At 73.8% G+C, this 17899-nt stretch carries 19 protein-coding genes and 1 pseudogene; 14 read left to right on the top strand and 6 right to left on the bottom strand.

Features of this window, described 5'->3' with window-relative positions; translation table 11 throughout:
• The first annotated feature begins 11 nt into the window (after positions 1-11).
• The 3 genes from LRS74_RS03935 (at position 12) to LRS74_RS03925 (ending at position 3077) form a co-directional block, all read left to right on the top strand.
• Positions 12-557: a Clp protease N-terminal domain-containing protein gene (locus tag LRS74_RS03935; protein WP_277739664.1), complete on the top strand. Its 546-nt coding sequence runs from the start codon at positions 12-14 to the stop codon at positions 555-557.
• Between the two features lie 32 nt (positions 558-589).
• On the top strand, positions 590-1648 hold the full coding sequence (locus tag LRS74_RS03930) for a DMT family transporter (protein ID WP_277739663.1): 1059 nt from the start codon (positions 590-592) through the stop codon (positions 1646-1648).
• A gap of 313 nt (positions 1649-1961) precedes the next feature.
• Positions 1962-3077 carry an EamA family transporter gene (locus LRS74_RS03925; RefSeq protein ID WP_277744583.1) on the top strand — a complete coding sequence of 372 codons (1116 nt, stop codon included), beginning with the start codon at positions 1962-1964 and terminating at the stop codon, positions 3075-3077.
• 107 nt (positions 3078-3184) lie between these two features.
• Here LRS74_RS03925 and LRS74_RS03920 read toward each other — a convergent pair whose 3' ends face one another.
• Positions 3185-3859 (bottom strand): pyridoxamine 5'-phosphate oxidase family protein, encoded by a 675-nt coding sequence (locus LRS74_RS03920; RefSeq protein WP_277739662.1) that lies wholly within the window; start codon positions 3857-3859, stop codon positions 3185-3187.
• Between the two features lie 35 nt (positions 3860-3894).
• On the opposite strand from LRS74_RS03920, the gene LRS74_RS03915 reads away from it, so the two are divergent.
• Positions 3895-5241, top strand: coding sequence for an aminotransferase class I/II-fold pyridoxal phosphate-dependent enzyme (locus tag LRS74_RS03915; protein ID WP_277739661.1), 1347 nt, complete (start codon positions 3895-3897; stop codon positions 5239-5241).
• A 100-nt stretch (positions 5242-5341) separates the two neighbouring features.
• On the opposite strand, the gene LRS74_RS03910 is transcribed toward LRS74_RS03915, so the two are convergent.
• The gene (locus LRS74_RS03910) at positions 5342-6361 is read right to left on the bottom strand and encodes a DMT family transporter (RefSeq protein ID WP_277739660.1); all 1020 of its coding nucleotides are present in this window, start codon (positions 6359-6361) and stop codon (positions 5342-5344) included.
• A 74-nt stretch (positions 6362-6435) separates the two neighbouring features.
• On the opposite strand from LRS74_RS03910, the gene LRS74_RS03905 reads away from it, so the two are divergent.
• On the top strand, positions 6436-7341 hold the full coding sequence (locus tag LRS74_RS03905; protein WP_277739659.1) for a LysR family transcriptional regulator: 906 nt from the start codon (positions 6436-6438) through the stop codon (positions 7339-7341).
• A 199-nt stretch (positions 7342-7540) separates the two neighbouring features.
• On the opposite strand, the gene LRS74_RS03900 is transcribed toward LRS74_RS03905, so the two are convergent.
• Positions 7541-8017: a pyridoxamine 5'-phosphate oxidase family protein gene (locus LRS74_RS03900; protein WP_277739658.1), complete on the bottom strand. Its 477-nt coding sequence runs from the start codon at positions 8015-8017 to the stop codon at positions 7541-7543.
• Positions 8018-8172: 155 nt separating this feature from the next.
• Between LRS74_RS03900 and LRS74_RS03895 the strand changes: the two genes are divergently transcribed.
• Positions 8173-8832, top strand: a complete 660-nt coding sequence (locus LRS74_RS03895) for a cysteine hydrolase (protein ID WP_277739657.1) — start codon at positions 8173-8175, stop codon at positions 8830-8832.
• 35 nt (positions 8833-8867) lie between these two features.
• Here LRS74_RS03895 and LRS74_RS03890 read toward each other — a convergent pair whose 3' ends face one another.
• Complete coding sequence (locus LRS74_RS03890; protein ID WP_277739656.1) at positions 8868-9410, bottom strand: Rieske (2Fe-2S) protein; 543 nt, start codon at positions 9408-9410, stop codon at positions 8868-8870.
• 375 nt (positions 9411-9785) lie between these two features.
• Here LRS74_RS03890 and LRS74_RS03885 point away from each other — a divergent pair.
• Positions 9786-9944 (top strand): annotated as a pseudogene (locus LRS74_RS03885) (short-chain fatty acyl-CoA regulator family protein); the annotation flags it as partial.
• Positions 9945-10066: 122 nt separating this feature from the next.
• On the opposite strand, the gene LRS74_RS03880 reads toward LRS74_RS03885, so the two are convergent.
• Positions 10067-10606, bottom strand: coding sequence for a universal stress protein (locus tag LRS74_RS03880; RefSeq protein ID WP_277739655.1), 540 nt, complete (start codon positions 10604-10606; stop codon positions 10067-10069).
• A gap of 325 nt (positions 10607-10931) precedes the next feature.
• Between LRS74_RS03880 and LRS74_RS03875 the strand changes: the two genes are divergently transcribed.
• The 7 genes from LRS74_RS03875 (at position 10932) to LRS74_RS03845 (ending at position 17175) form a co-directional block, all read left to right on the top strand.
• Positions 10932-12374 carry a PLP-dependent aminotransferase family protein gene (locus LRS74_RS03875; protein WP_347178092.1) on the top strand — a complete coding sequence of 481 codons (1443 nt, stop codon included), beginning with the start codon at positions 10932-10934 and terminating at the stop codon, positions 12372-12374.
• Positions 12375-12555: 181 nt separating this feature from the next.
• Positions 12556-13380, top strand: a complete 825-nt coding sequence (locus tag LRS74_RS03870; protein ID WP_277739653.1) for a HipA family kinase — start codon at positions 12556-12558, stop codon at positions 13378-13380.
• Complete coding sequence (locus LRS74_RS03865) at positions 13377-13772, top strand: DUF3037 domain-containing protein (RefSeq protein ID WP_277739652.1); 396 nt, start codon at positions 13377-13379, stop codon at positions 13770-13772. Before LRS74_RS03870 ends, LRS74_RS03865 begins: the two co-directional genes overlap by 4 nt.
• Positions 13773-14136: 364 nt before the next feature.
• Positions 14137-14898 carry a 3-oxoacyl-ACP reductase FabG gene (fabG, locus tag LRS74_RS03860; RefSeq protein ID WP_277739651.1) on the top strand — a complete coding sequence of 254 codons (762 nt, stop codon included), beginning with the start codon at positions 14137-14139 and terminating at the stop codon, positions 14896-14898.
• 38 nt (positions 14899-14936) lie between these two features.
• A complete protein-coding gene (locus LRS74_RS03855) occupies positions 14937-15713 on the top strand; it encodes an SDR family oxidoreductase (protein WP_277739650.1) in 777 nt (258 codons plus the stop codon).
• Positions 15714-15792: 79 nt separating this feature from the next.
• A complete protein-coding gene (locus LRS74_RS03850; protein ID WP_144385805.1) occupies positions 15793-16473 on the top strand; it encodes a uracil-DNA glycosylase in 681 nt (226 codons plus the stop codon).
• 171 nt (positions 16474-16644) lie between these two features.
• Positions 16645-17175: a hypothetical protein gene (locus LRS74_RS03845; RefSeq protein WP_277739649.1), complete on the top strand. Its 531-nt coding sequence runs from the start codon at positions 16645-16647 to the stop codon at positions 17173-17175.
• Positions 17176-17350: 175 nt separating this feature from the next.
• On the opposite strand, the gene LRS74_RS03840 is transcribed toward LRS74_RS03845, so the two are convergent.
• Positions 17351-17860 carry a DinB family protein gene (locus tag LRS74_RS03840; protein WP_277739648.1) on the bottom strand — a complete coding sequence of 170 codons (510 nt, stop codon included), beginning with the start codon at positions 17858-17860 and terminating at the stop codon, positions 17351-17353.
• Positions 17861-17899 lie beyond the last annotated feature (39 nt).

Here is a 17899-nt window from a genome sequence, read left to right as displayed (position 1 = left end):
GGGGTGGGAGGGTGCAAAGTCGCCCACCCTTCTCCGTCGCGCCGGCCAGGCGCGCCCAGGAGCCCGAGCTCAGCGTCGAGTTGGCGGCGGTGGTCGCGAGCGCCCGACGGCGGGCCTTCCGTGACGGCGACCGACATATCGACACGGCGCATCTGCTGCACGGCCTGCTGGAGGCCGACCCGGAGGTGCGGGACGCCTTCGACGGAGGGCCGTCTCAGGTGGCCCGACTGCTCGGCTATCTCGTCCAGCGGACCATCGGCTACGGCCTGCGCTGGAGCGGCACCGTGGAGGACTCCGGCGCGGTGCCGATCGTACGACTCGGGGACCGGGAGGCCGGCTGCCCCGGATGGTCGCCGGCCGCGGCCTCGGCCATGGACGGCGCGTGGGCCCGCGCCCGGGGGCGCGGCGCCGGGCGCGCCGAGGGGCTGGATCTGCTGGCGCTGCTCGCCCGGGACGGCGAGTGCCGCGCCGCCGAGGTGCTGCGGCGGGCGGGCGTGGACCCGGACGTGCTGGTGGAGGCGTTGGACGGGCCGACCTGCCAGCAGTCAACGGGGTGACGCTACTGACGTGAAACTGACATGATGGCGCGATGCAAGCGTCTCAGGGGAGAAGTGCCGGCCTGGGTCTCGCCCTGGTCTCGGCACTCGCGTTCGGTGGATCGGGTGTCGCGGCCAAGCCGCTGATCGAGGCTGGCCTGGAACCGCTCCATGTCACCTGGCTACGGGTGGTCGGTGCCGCGCTGGTGCTGCTCCCCGTCGCCTGGCGCCACCGCGATCTGCCGCGCCGTCGCCCCGCGCTGCTCGCCGGCTTCGGGCTGCTGGCCGTCGCCGGCGTCCAGGCCTGCTACTTCGCGGCCATCTCGCGCATCCCCGTCGGCGTCGCGCTGCTGGTGGAGTACCTGGGCCCGGCGCTCCTGCTCGGCTGGGTGCGGTTCGTCCAGCGCCGCCCGGTCAGCCGCGCCGCCGCCGTCGGCGTCGTCCTCGCGGTCGGCGGCCTCGCCTGCGTGGTCGAGGTGTGGTCCGGACTGCGCTTCGACACCCTCGGGTTGGTGCTCGGCCTGGCCGCGGCCTGCTGCCAGGCCAGCTACTTCGTCCTCGCCGACCTGGGCGGGGAGGGCGAGGACGCGGCGGACCCGCTCGGCGTCCTCGCCTACGGAATGCTCATCGGCGCCGTCGCGCTCACCGCGGTGGCCCGCCCCTGGAACCTCGACTGGTCCACGCTGGCCGGCCGCGCCGACATGGACGGCGTCCGGGTGCCCGCGGTGCTGCTGCTCGCCTGGATCGTGCTGGTGGCGACCGTCGTCGCCTACCTCACCGGGGTGAAGGCCGTCCGGCAGCTGTCGCCGCAGATCGCCGGCGTGGTGGCGTACCTGGAGGCGGTCGTCGCCTGTGTCCTCGCCTGGGTCCTGCTCGGCGAGAAGCTGGGCCTCGCACAGATCGCCGGCGGGGTCGTGGTGCTCGCCGGCGCCTTCATCGCGCAGACCTCCACACCCAAGAAGCCGTCCCCGGAGCCGGTGGCCGGGTCCTGGCCGACTCCGGCGGAGCGCGCGCCCGCGGCCGTCCCCGCGGAGGCCGGCGCCGGCCACGACGATCCCGCAGGCCGGGCCGGCGATCCCGCAGGCCGGGCCGGCGAAAGGGCCGTGGGCTAGAGTGATCTGCATGCCGCAGCAGCAGACCGTTCTTCCCCCTCCCGCCGCGTAACGCGGGCAGGCGCCACCGTGCGCAGCACACCCACCGGGTCCGGGGCACGCTCCCCGGAGCCGTCGGTCGAGGTGTCCGTACGGTGTCCGATCGACGGCCCATGAGCCGCCGGGACCTCGACGGTCCATGAGCGGCCGGGAGTCGGAACAGCGTCGGCTGGGGCACTGCCCGCACACGGAATGACGACCTTCCTTCACGTCTTCCGCGGGAGAACTCCTCGTGCGCACTTCCCACACCCCTGCCCTGTCCGTGGGCAGGGGGATGCTCTACGTCACCATCGCCGCCACCACCTGGGGCACCGCCGGCGCCGCCGCCGCGCTGCTGTACGGCGGCAGCGGGCTCGGGCCGCTCGCGCTGACCTTCTGGCGCACCCTGGGCGGCCTGCTGCTGCTCCTCGCCGCGCGGGCGCTGCGCGCCCGGCTCGCCGCCGGGTCCCCGGCCGCCGCCCCGCGTCCGGTCGAGTCGCGTCCGGTCGAGTCGCCCCTGCGCCGCGTCAACCGGATCCTGGTCACCGGCCTCGGCCTGACCGTCTTCCAGGCGGCGTACTTCTGGGCCGTCGAGGCGACCGGGCTGGCGGTCGCCACCGTCGTCACCCTCGGCGCGGCGCCGGTGCTGGTGGCGCTGTGCGGCCGGCTGCTCCTGGGCGAGCGACTCGGCGCCGGCGGGGTGCTGGCGGTCGCCGGCGCGCTCACCGGGCTGGCCGTGCTGGTCCTCGGCAGCGAGGGGACGGGGGCGGTACGGCCGGTCGGCGTCGCCCTCGCCCTGCTGTCGGCGGCCGGCTACTCCACCATGACCGTCTACAACCGCTGCCTGGGCCGGGCGGGCCGGGCCGCCGATCCCTACGCCACGGCGTTGACCTCGTTCGCCGTGTGCACGGTGAGCGTGTTCCCGTTCGCCCTCGCCGAGGGGCTGCTGCCGCAGGAGCAGGACCTCGGCCGCACGATCGCGCTGATGGTCTACATCGCCGCGATTCCCACCGCGCTCGCCTACGGGCTGTACTTCGCGGGTCTCACCGCGATACGCGGGACCACCGCCACCGTCATCACCCTGATCGAGCCGGTCACGGCCGCCGTGATCGCGGTGACGCTGTTGGGCGAGCACCTGACCGCCGCGACCGTGCTCGGCACCGCCGTGCTGCTGGCGGCGGTCGCGGGCCTGGCGGTGACCGAGGCCCGGGCGTCCACCCCGGTCCGGGACCGGGAGTCGGAGCTCCAGGGCGCCCCGGTCGCCGGGGAGTCGGGGGTGGCGGTTCGGCCGGCCGAGGACTCGGCGGCCGAGGCCCCGGGGGTCGGGGGCCTGGTGGCCGGTGGTCTGACGGCCCGCAAGGTGACGGCCGAGGAGGACTCCACCCGGCCGGCTCCGATGCCGGCCGGCTGACACCACCACGCCTCCGCGCGGCCGGGCTTCCGGAGCGCGGCGCCTCCGTGTCACCGGCCTCCCCGTCTCTGCGGGCTGGGGCGCCGGGGCGTGGGGCGCCGGGGGCGTCAGCGCCGACCGGTGACGTATCCGGGCACCGGAATCCCGGGTGCCAGGTCGTCGGCGGGCAGCGGGGTGCCGTAGGTCCGCGCGACCGGCAGTACGCCGCTCCAGTGCGGCAGCGCGAGGTCCTCCGGATCGTCGTTGGGGCCGCCGGTGCGGATCTTGGCGGAGACCTCGTCGAGGTCGATGCGGAGCACCGCGGTGGCGGCGAGCTCCTTGGCGTTGGCCGGGCGGGAGTCGGCCGCCCGCCCCGGCAGCACGTGGTCGACCAGCGCGTCCAGGGCGGCGCGCTGCTCGGCCTCGTCGGTCACCGGGTGGGCGAGGCCGTGCACGACCACACAGCGGTAGTTGATGGAGTGGTGGAAGGCGGACCGCGCCAGGACCAGGCCGTCGACATGGGTGACGGTCAGACACACCGGCATGCCCTGCTCGCTCCGCCCGGCCGTCCGCAGCGGACGGGAGCCGGTCGAGCCGTGCACATAGAGTCGCTCACCGACGCGGCCGTAGAGGGTCGGCAGCACGACCGGCGCCCCGTCGCGCACGAAGCCGAGGTGACAGACGTACTCCGCGTCGAGAATCGCATGCACCAGCTCGCGGTCGTACGACGCGCGCTCACGGGCGCGGGTGGGCACGGTCCGCTCGGTCGGTGCGTAGCCGGCGGCGGTGCTGGTGTCGCTCATTGCGCTCCTTATTGCACTAGTGCATAATATCTTTTGTGCTAGGAGAGTATCGGATCGAAGGGCGTCGCGCAGCCGAGATCGCGGCGAGCGTGGAGCGCGGGGTGGGCTCGGGCGGGCTGCTCCCCGGCCAACCACTGCCACCCATGCGGGAGTTGGCCACGGAGCTGGGGGTCAATCCCAATACCGTCGCGGCCGCCTATCGCACCCTCCGCGAGCGCGGGGTGATCGAGACCGCCGGGCGTCGGGGGAGTCGGGTGCGCTCGCGCCCGGCGAGCACCTGGCGCGAGGAGATCCGGGTGGAGCCCCCCGAGGGGGTGCGGGACGTCGCCGGCGGCAACCCCGACCCGGCGCTGCTGCCTCCGCTCGCCGAGGCGTTCGTGGCGGCCGCGGCGCGCGCCGCGGCGGACCCGGTGCTGTACGGGGCGGCGCCGGTGGTGCCGGAGCTGGACCGGCTGGCCCGGGCCGGGCTGGACGCCGACGGCGTGCCGGCGGGTCCGCTCGCCGTCACCTCCGGCGCGCTCGACGCGATCGAGCGGGTGCTCGCCGCCCATCTGCGGCCCGGGGACGCCGTCGCGGTGGAGGATCCCGGCTGGGGCAGCCTGCTCGACCTGATCCCGGCGCTCGGGCTGCGGCCGATCCCGGTCGCGGTGGACGACGAAGGACCGCTGCCGGAGGCGGTCGAGGGCGCGCTTGAGCGGGGGGCGCGGGCGCTGCTGGTCACCTCCCGCGCGCAGAACCCGACCGGGGCGTCGGTCGGCGCGGCGCGCGCCCGTGAGCTGCGCGCCGTCCTGGCCGCCCACCCCGGCACCCTGCTGGTCGAGGACGACCACGGCCACGGCATCGTGGACCTGTCCCTGCACCCCCTGGCGGGCGGCACCGAGCACTGGGCGTTCGTCCGCTCCGTCGCCAAGGCGTACGGGCCGGATCTGCGGCTCGCGGTGCTGACCGGTGACGAGATCACCGTCGACCGGGTGTCCGGTCGGCAGCGGCTCGGTCCGGGCTGGGTCAGCCATCTGCTCCAGGAGGCGGTGGTGCGGCTGTGGCGCGCCGGCGCCGTGGACCCCGCAGCGGTCGCCGCCTCCTACGGGGCTCGGCGGGACGCCCTGGTCACCGCGTTGCGTGCGCGACGGATCGCCGCGCACGGGCGCAGCGGGATGAACGTGTGGGTGCCGGTCCCCGACGAGACCGGCGCCGTCGCGCGGCTGCTCCAGTCGGGCTGGGCGGTCGCGCCCGGCGCGCGCTTCCGCCTGGACTCGCCGCCGGGTGTCCGGGTGACCGTCTCCCCGCTGGGTCTCGGCGACGACATCGAGGCGCTGGCGGACGCGGTGGCGGAGGCGGTGGCGGGCCCGCGCGGACGGGCGTCGGTGGGGCGCTTCGGCTGAGCTCGGCGACGGTGATCGGTCCGTGTCGCGCGAGGGGCTCTTCGGCGAGGGGCGCGCGTGGCCCGGCGCCCCGGCCGATGAGGCGGGGCGCCGGGCGGGGTCAGGCGGTCTCGGTGGCCGCCCGTGGGGCCTTGGATCGCGGGCGGGTCTGGGTCAGCGCGGCACCCGCCAACACGATCAGCGCGCCGACCGGGGTGTTCCAGCTGAGGTGCTCGCCGAGGAGGGCCACGCCGGCGGCGGTGGCGATGACCGGGATGAAGTAGGTGACCATCAACGCGGTGGTCGGGCCGACCTCCGCGACCAGCCCGTACTGGAGGAGGAAGGCGAGGCCGGTGCCGAGCGCGCCGAGGGCGACCACGGACAGCAGCGGCAGCAGCGGGAAGGAGTCCGGCTCCGGGGCGAACAGCGGGGCGACGACGGCGAGCTGTGCGGTGCCGAGCGTCAGCTGGGCGCCGGACATCGCCAGGTTCGAGTCGCCGGTGCCGGTCAGCGTGCGGCGCACGTACAGCCAGCCCACCGCGTAGCTGAGCGAGGCGACCAGCGCCATGACGGTGCCCGCCGGGTCCTGCCCGGAGAAGCCCTGCCAGGCACCGAGCACGATCAGTACCCCGACGAAGCCGAGCCCGAGACCGGCCACCCGGCGTCGGGTCGGGCGGTCGTCGGAGACCGCGACCACGGCCAGCACCATGCCCCACAGCGGCGAGGTGGCGTTGCAGATGCCCGCGAGCGTCGAGGAGATCGTCAGCTCGGCGTAGGCGAAGAGCGAGAAGGGCAGGGCGTTCAGGAAGAAGGCGGCGACGGCCAGGTGCGCCCAGGTGCGCGCCCCGCGCGGCAGCCGCTCCCGCTTCACCACCAGCACCACGGCGAGCACGGCGGTGCCGAACACCATCCGCCCCAGCGTCACGTACAGCGGCGCGAACGCCTCGGTGCCCACCTTGATGAACAGAAAGCTGAATCCCCAGATCAGGGCGAGCACACCGAAGCGGATCCGCCAGTCGAGGCGGGGGCGGCGCCCGGGAGTGGGAGCGACCGGAGGGACCGGAGCCGCGAGGGAGGTGGAGGAGGCGGAAGAGGGGGAGGCGGGGGCTGCTGTGGTCCCAGGGGCGGTCGCGGTGCTCATGACGTCTACCCTGGCGGTTGGAATGTCTTAGAACAAGCGAGAATTGATACCAGTTATCGCGTAGCATTTCTTACATGATGAACCTGGATCGCCTACGGACCCTCCACGCCGTGGCCCGCCACGGCTCCGTGAGCGGTGCGGCCGAGGGGCTCCACGTGACCACCTCCGCCGTATCCCAGCAGCTGTCCAAGCTGGAGCGGGAGACCGGCCAGCAGCTTCTCGCCAAGAACGGCAGAGGGGTGCGGCTCACCGACGCCGGGCGGCTGCTCGCCGACCATGCCGCGCGCATTCTCTCCCAGGTCGAGCTCGCCCAGTCGGATCTGGAGGCGCAGCGCGGCCAGGCGGTCGGCGAGCTGATCCTCGGCGCCTTCCCCACGGCGGCCCGCGGCCTGCTGCCGGAGACGCTGAAGACGGTGCGCGCCGACCATCCCCAGCTGCGGGTCCGGCTGCAGGAGATGGAGCCCGACGCCGCCGTGACCGCCGTGGTGCGCGGCGACATCGACGTCGCGGTCGTCCTGGACTGGTACAACAAGCCGCTGCCCATGCCCGGTGGCCTGGTCAAGGCGGCACTGTTGGACGACCCCGCGGACGTGGCCATGCCCGCGGACCATCCGCTGGCCGACCGGCCCGAGGTCGATCTGGAGGAGTTCGCCCAGGACGACTGGATCTCGTGGCCGAACGGGTTCTGTTACGACTGGCTGATGTTCACCCTGCGCGGCAAGGGCATCGAGCCGCGCATCAGCCACACCGCCGAGGAACACCCCACGCAGATGGCGCTGATCGCCGCCGGACTCGGCGTCGCCGTAGCGCCCCGACTGGGCCGCGGCCCGGTCCCCGAGGGCGTGCGGGTGGTGCCGGTGCGCCACCAGACCATGCGCCGCCACATCTACGCGATCTGGCGGGCGGACGCCGACCGCCGCCCCTCGATCCGGGCCGCGGTGGACGTGCTGCGGGCGACGGGGGAGCGGATCGGGGGATAAGGGAGGCGGCTCGGGGCCCCGGCGGATCGGCTCGGGGACAGCGGACCGGTATCGGGCCGGCGGACCGGCTCGGGGCCCCGGCGGATCGGTGCGAGGTCGGCGGATCGGCTCGGAGTCTCGGTGGATCGGTGCGAGGTCGGCGGACCGGATCTCGGCCGGCGGAGCGGCGCGGGGAGAGCGGATCGGGTCCGGCGGCGGGTCACGGCCGTACACGGCGCGGGAGCTTGCGGAAGTCCCAGGAGGCGATGGCGTCGGGGGTCAGTCGCAGCCAGGCGTGGCGGCCGTCGTGTGGCATGGTGTCGCCGCCGAGGTACTTCTGGGCGAACAGCCGCTCGGGGGTGTCGAGCTCCAGGCAGGGCGCGCCGACCCGGGGGGCCTCTCCCACCCGTCGCGCGAGGCCGCTGAGCTCGGCCCCGCGCAGCTCCCCGTACTCCTCGCCGTCGTCGACGAGCACGGCGACGCGCGGGTCGCGACGCAGGTCGGCCCAGCGGCGGCTGCGCACGAGGGAGTAGAGCCACAGCGCGGTGCCGTCCCAGGCGAACCACAGGGGCGAGAGGTGCGGCCGCCCGTCGGGACCGGAGGTCGCCACCCGACAGGTGCGCTGTCCGCCGAGGAAGGCGTCGATCTCCTGGGGCGTCATCATGGCGCGGCGACCCCGCCGCTGGGTCGTGGTCACGCTCCCGACACCTCCCGCTCGCCGGCCGCCGGACGCCGACCCCGGGCGGGCCACGCCCAACATCTGACGGTCTATCAGATATCTATCGTCTCCGCTCTTCCGGGTGGGCGCAACGGCGGCTAGCCTCCGCGCCGGGACGTCGCAGGGGAGGCCGTATGGATCCCGCCGCACCGGAACCGCTCGCCGCGTTGCTCGCCCCGGAGAGCTGCGCGCTGCTCACCGTGGAGTGCCAGCGTGGCGTCGTCGGCCCGGACGGCGCGTTGCCCGAACTCGCCGCCGCGGCCCGCGACTCCGGGGTGCTGGACCGGGTCGCCCACCTGGTCGCGGCGGCGCACCGGGCGGGGGTCCAGGTGGTGCACGCGGTGGCCGAACGGCGCCCCGACGGCCGCGGCGCCAGTCGCAACGCCCGGCTGTTCCGCGCCGCCGCCCGGCTGCCGGTCCAGCAGCTCATCGACACGGCGGCGGTCGAGGTCGCCCCGCCGCTGCGGGTCGCCGACGCCGATCTCGTGGTGCGCCGGCTGCACGGGCTGTCGCCGCTGGCCGGCACCGAGGTGGACGCGTTGCTGCGCAACCTCGGCTGTCGCACCGTGGTCGTCGCCGGGGTGTCGGCCAACGTCGCGATCCCCAACACCGTCTTCGACGCCGTCAACCTCGGCTACACCGCCGTCGTCCCGCGGGACGCCATCGCCGGGGTGCCGGTCGACTACGCCCCGGCGATGGTCCGACACACGCTGGCGCTGGTGGCCACCGTCACCACGGCGGCGCGGATCAGCGCCTGTTGGCGGCGGCGGCCGGACGCCGACGGGACCGCGTGATTCACGCCAAGACGATGATCACGTCAAGGTGATGATCACGCCAGGGTGATGCTCTCGCCCTTCACGGTGATCCGCGCCTCCGGCAACGGTCGCGGCGCCGGGCCGCCCTTCACGCTGCCGTCCGCGATGTCGAAACTGCTCTTGTGGCAGAGGCAGTTGATCGTTCCGCCGGAGACATCGCCGACGGTGCACCCCTGATGGGTGCAGACCGCGGAGAACGCCTTGAACTCGCCCGCCGTGGGCTGGGTGACCACGACCTTCTCGTCCTTGAAGATCATCCCGCCACCCTCGGGGATGTCGCCCGTCCTGGCCAGCTCGGCGCCGCCGCCGGCCGAGCCGCCGCCGCCGGCCGAGCCGCCGCCGCCGGCCGAGCCGCCGCCGCCGGCCGAGCCGCCGCTCGCGGCGGGCTGTTCGCCGCCGGTCTGCCGGGTCGCGTCCGTGCCGCCGCCGTAGGAGCCGCTGTCCGACTCGCCGTCGTCGCCGCAGGCGGTGAGCGCGGCGGCCAGCCCGGCCGCGCTCACCGCGGTGACCACGGCGCGGCGGGTGGTGATCCGTCCGATCCTGGGGGAGTCAGTCATGGTCTGCTGCCTTCCTGGCCGAGATGCCCGGGTGATCCAGGTGTTCCGGGACGTTTTCAGCCAGCCATACGCACGCCGGTGGAGGGGTGCTCAGCCGTCGCCACCGTTTGTGCGATCCGGCGCAATCCCGTGCTCCGGTCGTGCACTCGTGCTTCGCTGCTCCCGCGCGGCCGCGTTCGCGGGCTTCCGCGTGCCTGTGCTTCCGCGTGCCTGTGCTCCCGTGTGCCGGCCGCCTCTACTCCGAGCTCGCCGCGAGCTGGCTGTGGTGCTCGTCGCCGGCGGGCTCATCCTGCGGCTGGGGCGCCAAGTCGGTGCGTGGTGTGCCGGCGGCCCTGCTTCTGAGCGTCCCGGCCCTGGCCGCGCCGGGCTGGGTCCCTCGACAGCCCCTCCGCCTCCACTCCCCTCGGCATGGGCTGCCGCGTCTGCGAACGCCTCGACTGCCCCCAACGCGCCGCACCGCCCCTCGGACGCCCCCTGAAGATCGACGAGAACAGCGGCACATTCGTCCCGTATCCGGTGGTCACGGAGGGCTGAACCGGAGGCGGTGCGTCAAGCGGGTGCGCCGCACCCGGCACGGGTGAGGAGCGAGGGCTGGATCGCGTCCCGGCATGGGGACCGCACTGCTCCGCCCCCGGCTCGGCGGCGATCCGGACAGCTCATGCCGCTGCTTGATCCCGACCGGCGGCCTGTGACGTGAACTCCGGGTACTCCACGCGGCGGAGGGTCCGGGCTTCGCTCGGCAGCAGATGTGGCCCGGGGACGGTCAGCACGGGGCAGTCCGCCTTGGCCTGGACGAGCCGACGCACCGGGCTCCGGTGGATCCACGCCCGGAGCCCGACGCCTCGCGACACGCCGACGACCAGCAGGTCGTTCGGGCGGTGTGCGATCGTGCGCAGGGCTGACTCGGGCTTTCCTCTGACCACGCGTTGTACGACTCGGAGGTCCGCCGGGACCCCGCCGAGCGCCTCGTCGAAGGCCAGGCCCAGCCGCTGCCGGGCCTCGTCCTCCCACATCCTGGCCCACGAAGGGTCGGGCTGCTTCGCGTACAGGATCTCGCCCTCCGGCGGCTCCCAGGCCACCACCGCCACAAGCGTCCTGCCATCACGACGGGCCTCCAGCACGCCGCGCCGCAGAGCTGCGAGGCTGGCCAGTGAGCCACTGACTCCCACCACGACGCGTCCGCGCTCCGTCGTCACACCTGCCTCCTACTCCGTCGCGCCGCAAGGTGCCGTCTCCTCTCCGGATGTCGGCCGTGGATGTGCCGTCCCGCGGCCGCGAACAGCTCCCGGAGCCGGACACCTGCGGGCACGGGGTCGACGACGCGCTCCTCGTGGCGTCGTTGAATCTCGCGCTCCTCGCGATCGGTGATGTATCGAGACATGTCGGTCACCCTCCGTCTCTCGGTCTCCGGGGTGCTTCCCGGGCCAATTGCCTCCAACCCGGAGTCTGTAGGCTCATTGGCCAGGTAAGCAGGGCCAATGGGGAGGGATTGGTATGGCAGGTGGGCGCCCAGTCCACACCGTGGACCGCACTCTGAGCGGTCGACAGCTCGCCGCGTTGATCACCGGCCTGCCCGACACCCGACTCGGCTACCGCGAACTGGCCCGAGCGGTGCGCTCCCTGGTACTGAACGGCCGGATCGCCCTGCACATGCGGCTGCCGGCGGAGCGTGAACTCGCGTCAGCGCTCGGCGTCAGCCGGGCCACCGTGACGGCCGCGTACGACCTGCTGCGGGAGAGCGGCTACGCGCACAGCCGCCGGGGGGCCGGCACCTGGACCTCGCTCCCGGACGGGCAGCGCCCCACCAGCATCGCCTCACTCCCGTCCGACGAGCAGGCCACCATCGACCTCGGGCTCGCCTCCCCCGCGGCCCCCGAAGGGGCGGTCGCCGAAGCGCTCACACAGGCTGCCGCGCAACTGCCCCGCCACACGGTCGCGCCCGGCTACCACCCGTACGGTCTGCCCGACCTGCGCGCCGCGGTCGCCGACCGCTTCACCCGCCGGGGCCTGCCCACGCTGCCCGACCAGATCCTGATCACCTCCGGTGCGCAGCACGCGCTCGCCCTCGTACTCGCCCTGCTGGGCCGGCCCGGTGACCGGGTCATGGCCGAGAACCCCTCGTACACCAACGGCCTGGACGCCCTCCGCAGGGCGCGGCTGCGGATCGCCTCGGTGCCCGTGACGGAGACCGGCTGGGACACCGACCTCATCGAATCGACGTTGCGCCAGACGACACCGCGCCTGGCCTATCTGATCCCCGACTTCCACAATCCCACCGGCAACCTCATGCCGGACGAACAGCGCGTGGACGTCCTGCGCGCAGCGCGCCACACCGACACCTGGCTGGTGATCGACGAGACCATCGCCGACATCGCCCTCGACGTCCCACCTCCGGCTCCCTTCGCCTCACTCGCCCACCCCAGCCAGGGCGGTCAGGTCATCACCATCGGCTCCCTGAGCAAGAGCTGTTGGGGCGGCCTGCGGGTCGGCTGGGTGCGGACCACCTCTCAGCTCGCCACCGAACTCGCCGCCCTGCGGATGACGGTGGACATGGCCGGTTCGGTGCTCGACCAACTCGTGGCCCTTGCGCTGCTGGACCGCTTGGACGACGTGCTCCCTCGGCGGAGAGAGCGCCTGCGGACCCAACGCGACGCTCTTGCCGCCGCCCTCAACCGCCACCTGCCGGAATGGGTCTGGAGCGTCCCACGGGGCGGCCTGTCCCTCTGGGTCGACCTCGGTCATCCAGGCGCCTCGGACCTCGCCGACCGTGCCCTCGGCTACGGGATCCGCATCGAGGGCGGGGCCCGATTCGGAGTGGACCCGGGCACCCACGAACACCGGCTGCGCCTCCCGTACACCCTCCCCACGCATGTGTACGACAAGGCCGCGGAACGCCTCGCCGCAGCGCTGGAGGGCGTCCCGTCGCACACGACGCCCGCGGGCCGCACGCACTGGGTGGCCTGACGACGGCCTACGGCGCGGAAGAGCCCGGAGACACCCCCTGGAATCGCGACCAGGTCCGGCAGCCGAACAACCCCCGCGCCCTCGCCGAGCGGAAGAGCTGAGGCGGAAGCGATTCCCCGGGCCGTTCGGCACGGACCCCATCCGTGGATTTCCAGGGATCCCTTGCGTATAGCCTGGAGAAATGTTGACCAAAGTCACCGCAACCCGCTATGTCACGCCGCTGCGTGAGGGTGGCTCGCTCCCCGGCATCGTCGAGGCCGACGATCTCGGGACCTACGTCATGAAGTTCATCGGCGCCGGGCAGGGGCGCAAGACCCTGGTCGCCGAGGTCGTCTGCGGGCAGCTCGGGCGCCGGCTGGGGCTGCGCGTGCCGGAGCTGGTCGGGATGCGGTTGGACCCGGTGATCGGTCTCGCCGAGCCGGACCAGGAGGTGCAGGAGCTGCTGAAGGCGAGCGGCGGGCTGAACCTCGGCATGGACTACCTGCCCGGTTCGCTCGGCTTCGACCCGCTGGCCTTCGTGGTGGGGTCGAAGGAGGCCGGGCGCGTGGTGTGGTTCGACGCGCTCATCAACAACGTCGACCGCTCCTGGCGCAACCCGAACATGCTGGTCTGGCACGGCCAGCTGTGGCTCATCGACCACGGCGCGACCATGATCTGGCACCACAGCTGGCGCGGCGCGCAGGCCGCCGCCGCCAAGCCGTACGACGCCTCCGACCACGCGCTGGCGCCGTTCGCCCCCGACGTCGCGGCGGCGGCCGCGGAGTTGGCCCCGCGGATCACCGAGGAACTGCTCACCGAGGTCGCCGCCGACGTCCCCGACGAGTGGCTGGCCGACGAGCCGGGCTTCGACGGCCCGGACGCCGTGCGCCGCGCATACGTCGAGGTGCTGCTGGAGCGCGCCGCGACCATCGGCGACCGCATCACCGTCGGCATCCCCGCCCAGGACACCTCCTCGCGCGCGCCTGAGTGGCTCACCGCCTGGCCCCACCGGAAGGCAGTGAAGTGAGCGGCCTGTACAACGGACGAGACGTCTTCGAGTACGCACTGCTGCGCGTGATCCCACGGGTCGAGCGCGGCGAACAGATCAACGCCGGCGTCGTCGTCTACTGCCGGGCGACGGCCTTCGTCGCCGCCCGGACCCATCTGGACGAGGCCAGGCTGCTGGCGCTGGACCCCACGGTGGACGTGGCCGGGGTCCGGGCCGCGCTGCACGCCGTCGAGGGCGTGTGCCGTGGGGGTGTCCACGCCGGGCAGGCGGCGGGTGACGACGCCGGGCGGCGGTTCCGCTGGCTGGTGGCCCCGCGGAGCACCATCGTCCAGCCCGGGCCGGTGCACACCGGGCTGACCACGGACGCGGAGGCGGAGGTCGAGCGGCTGCTGGACCTGCTGGTGCGCTGACCCGGGCGCGGCCTCTCGCTGACCCGGGCGGCCTTCCGGTGACCCGGGCGGTCTCTCGGCGACCCGGGCGGCCTCCCGTCGGCTCGGACGGCCTCCGCCCGGTGCCTCGGCGGCCGGGCGGCATCGGGCCCCCGACCGTGCCCCGGCGGCCGGGGCGACACCCCTGCCGCTGCGCTGACCTGCCGGTCTGTCGGGAGTGTCAGGCGGTGGGGCGTTGACATGCCGTGGTGAGGGTCCTAGCGTCTCGTCTGCTGAAGCGACTAAGCGGTTGCTCACCCATGCGCGCCGGCCGGCCACCCCCACCGGACGGCGCGGGCGGTGAGCCGCCATCGAGGCGATCGACACCTAGGCGAGGAGAACCCGCATGTCCACCACCGAGCAGCGCGTCGCCATCGTGACGGGCGGTGCCCGCGGCATCGGCGCGGCCACCGCCGTACGACTGGCCCAGGAGGGCCGCGCCGTCGCCGTCCTCGACCTCGACCCGGCGGCCTGCGCCGAGACCGTCGAGAAGGTGACCGCGGTGGGCGGCAAGGCCATCGCGGTCGGCGCGGACGTCTCCGACGCGGCCCAGGTGGAGGCCGCGGTCGGGCGGGTGGCCGAGACGCTCGGCGCGCCCACCGTGCTGGTCAACAACGCGGGCGTGCTCCGCGACAACCTGCTGTTCAAGATGGCCGACAGCGACTGGGACACCGTGATCAACGTCCATCTGCGCGGCGCCTTCCTGATGGCCCGGGCCTGCCAGAAGCACATGGTGGACGCGGGCTTCGGCCGCATCGTCAACCTCTCCAGCAGCTCGGCGCTGGGCAACCGGGGGCAGGCGAACTACTCCGCCGCCAAGGCCGGCCTCCAGGGCTTCACCAAGACCCTCGCCATCGAGCTGGGCAAGTTCGGCATCACGGCCAACGCGGTCGCCCCGGGCTTCATCGCCACCGACATGACCGCCGCCACCGCGGCCCGGGTCGGCATGGGCTTCGAGGACTTCCAGGCCGCGGCCGCCAGCCAGATCCCGGTGCAGCGCGTCGGCCGGCCCGAGGACATCGCCAACGCCATCGCCTTCTTCACCGGGGACGCGGCCGGCTTCGTCTCCGGACAGGTGCTGTACGTGGCCGGCGGCCCGCTCGACTGACCCCGATCCACCCGGCAGCAGCGACGAGGGGAACCCAGATGGCACAGCAGGACGGCGGGACGGCCCGCGCGGACAGCGGGAAGGTCGCGCTCGTCACGGGCGCCAGCCGCGGCATCGGATACGGGGTCGCCGAGGCCCTGGTGGCCCGTGGCGACCGGGTGTGCATCACCGGCCGCAACGAGGAGGCGCTGAAGGAGGCGGTGGAGCGGCTCGGCGCGGACCGCGTGATCGGCGTGGCCGGCAAGGCGCACGACGAGGCCCACCAGGCGGTCGCCGTGGAGCGCACCATGGAGGCGTTCGGGCGGGTCGACTTCCTGGTCAACAACGCCGGCACCAATCCGGTGTTCGGGCCGCTGGCCGAGCTCGACCTGGCGGTCGCCCGCAAGGTCTTCGAGACCAACGTGGTCTCCGCGCTCGGCTTCGCCCAGCGGACCTGGCAGGCGTGGCAGCACGAGCACGGCGGGGCGATCGTCAACATAGCCTCCGTGGCCGGACTCTCCCCCTCACCCTTCATCGGCGCCTACGGGGTCAGCAAGGCCGCGATGATCAACCTGACGGTGCAGCTCGCGCACGAGTTCGCGCCCGGCGTGCGGGTCAACGCCATCGCCCCGGCCGTGGTGAAGACCAAGTTCGCCCAGGCGCTCTACGAGGGCCGGGAGGAGGAGGCGGCCGCGGCCTACCCCCTGGGGCGGCTCGGGGTGCCGGAGGACATCGGCGGCGCCGCCGCCTTCCTCACCTCCGACCAGGCCGCCTGGATCACCGGTCAGACGCTGGTGGTCGACGGGGGCATCTTCCTCAACGCCGGCACCGGCTGAGCCCCCTCCCGGGTGCGCTGTCAGTGGTCCCCGGTACGTTCATAGCCATCACAGCCGTACGTACCGGAGGAACACCCAAGTGACCTACACGCTGCCCGAGTCCTGGCAGGCCGTCCTCGGCGAGGAGCTGGACAAGCCCTACTTCAAGGAGCTGACCGACTTCGTCGAGGAGGAGCGTGCCAAGGGCCCGGTCTACCCGCCGCGGGACCAGGTCTTCGCCGCGCTGGAGGCCACCCCGTACGACCAGGTCAAGGTGCTCATCCTCGGGCAGGACCCGTACCACGGCGAGGGGCAGGGGCACGGGCTGTGCTTCTCGGTGCGGCCGGGCGTCAAGACCCCGCCCTCGCTGCGCAACATCTACAAGGAGATGCACGAGGAGCTCGGCCACCCCGTCCCCGACAACGGCTACCTCATGCCGTGGGCGGTGCAGGGCGTGCTGCTGCTCAACGCGGTGCTGACGGTCCGGGGCGGCGAGGCCAACTCCCACAAGGGCAAGGGCTGGGAGAAGTTCACCGACGCGGTGATCCGCGCGGTGGCCTCCCGCCCCGACCCGGCCGTCTTCGTGCTGTGGGGCAACTACGCCCAGAAGAAGCTGCCGTTGATCGACGAGGAGCGGCACGTGGTGGTCAAGGGCGCGCACCCCTCGCCGCTGTCGGCCAAGAAGTTCTTCGGCTCCCGCCCCTTCACCCAGATCAACGCCGCGATCGCGACCCAGGGCCACGAGCCCATCGACTGGCGGATTCCGAACATCGGCGCCTGAGCCACCCCGGCGATGCCCCCGACCGCCGTCCGGGGGACATCGCCGGCCCCGCGCGGCGCTGCGCCGCGCGGGACGGGGCCGGGACGCTCTGACTGGCTGTGTCGGCACCACGGGCGGCGCCGGTGCGACCGCCGGGCGGCGGACGGGGAGAGATCAGGTGGGAGATCGGTGATGGACGAAGCGCGGGGCCAGGCGGCGGACGACGCCATGATGACCCGGATCGGGCAGGTGATCATGCTGCACCGGGGCGGCGACCGGGAGGAGGCGCGCAACCGGTTCGCCCTGCTGTGGGAGGAGATCGGGGAGGACGGCGACCCGCTCCACCGCTGCACCCTCGCCCACTACATGGCCGATACCCAGGACGACCCCGCCGACGAGCTGATGTGGGACCTGCTGGCGCTGGCGGCCGCCGACGCGCTCACCGACGAGCGGACGCGGCGCCACCCCGGGGCCCCGGCCGTGCGGGCCTTCTACCCCTCGCTCCACCTCAACCTCGCCGCGGACTATGTGAAGCTCGGCCAGGAGGAGGCGGCTCGCAGCCAGTTGGCGATGGCCCGCCAAGCCTCCGACGCGCTGGGCGAAGACCCGTACAGCGAGGGGGTCCGGTCCGCCATCGAGCGGCTGGCGCTGCGGCTGGGCGAGGCGACCGGCGGCGCCTCCCGGCGCCAGGCCGGGGGAGAGGCCGCCCCGCCGCAGGGCTGAGTGCGGGGGGCCCGCCGTCGCGGGGCCCGTCGTGGGGTCCGTCGCGGGGTTCTGCCGCGATGACGGCCCCGCGATGACGGCCCCGTGGCGGCGGCCCCGTGGCGACGGCCCCGTGGCGGCGGCCAAGCGATGACGGCCCCGCGACGACGGTGGCCGGATGACGCCCGGGGTGCGGTCAGGCTCCGGTGGAGCCGTCGATGCGCTCGCGCAGCAGGTCCGCGTGGCCGTTGTGGCGCGCGTACTCCTCGATCATGTGGACGTAGATCCAGCGCAGGCTGCACTCCTGGTCACGCCACCGCCCCTTCCCGATGTCGTTGAGGCTGCGCCCGTCGGCCGCCGTGCGGGCGGCGGCGATCTCGGCCCGCCAGGCGGCGAATCCCGCCTCGACGGTGTCCGCCTCGGTCAGATGGAAGTCGCCGTCCTGGTCCGCGTCGCTCCAGTAGAGCGGCTTGGCGTCCTGCCCGTCGAGCACCCGGCGGAACCAGTGCCGCTCGACGTCCGTCATATGGCGGACCAGGCCGAGCAACGACAGCTCGGAGGGCGGAGCGGAGGTCTGGCGTAGCTGAGCCTCGTCGAGGCCCTCGCACTTGGTGGCGAGGGTCAGCCGGTGGAAGTCGAGCCAACTCTCCAACATGGTGCGCTCGTCGGCCTGGAGCGGCGGCACCTGTCGTTCGGTAGTCGTCATGGCGGTCATCTTGCTCGGGCGCGCGCCCTCGACGCCAGG

Origin of the sequence: Streptomyces sp. LX-29 (assembly GCF_029541745.1) — a bacterium.
Lineage (GTDB): Bacteria > Actinomycetota > Actinomycetes > Streptomycetales > Streptomycetaceae > Streptomyces.
The sequence above is the reverse complement of the archived record's forward strand: the minus strand, read 5'-3'. Positions and strand labels throughout refer to the sequence as shown.